Source organism: Chromohalobacter sp. HP20-39 (assembly GCF_033052815.1).
In the GTDB taxonomy this organism is placed as follows: Bacteria; Pseudomonadota; Gammaproteobacteria; order Pseudomonadales; family Halomonadaceae; genus Chromohalobacter.
The window spans coordinates 1-259 of sequence record NZ_JAWHTP010000830.1 but is presented as its reverse complement, the minus strand read 5'-3'; the positions used below and the strand labels follow the sequence as shown (position 1 = coordinate 259).

General features: G+C 65.3%; 1 protein-coding gene. It reads left to right on the top strand.

Annotation, left to right across the window (positions count from 1 at the left end; all coding sequences use genetic code 11):
* Window positions 1-259 (top strand): hypothetical protein (locus RVY79_RS20280; RefSeq protein WP_317466386.1); only part of this gene is annotated, 259 nt, incomplete at both ends.

Genomic DNA, 259 nt, shown 5'->3' with positions numbered 1-259 from the left:
ACCGAAGGCAAGTTCGAGCTGCTGCCGTTCAAGACCGAGAACCTCGCCAAGGTGCAATACCTGCTGACCGGCACGCTGACCCGTCAGGGCGGTCCCGCCAAGCCGCTGCTCAACATCAACCTCGCGCTGGTGGAGCTCAAGACCGGCCAGGTCGTCGCTCAGGCCTCGGCGCTGGCCCGCGACGAGGGCCTGAACCACACGCCGCTGCCGATCTATCAGGACAGCCCGGTGCTGGTGAAGGACAAGGTCATCGATGGCT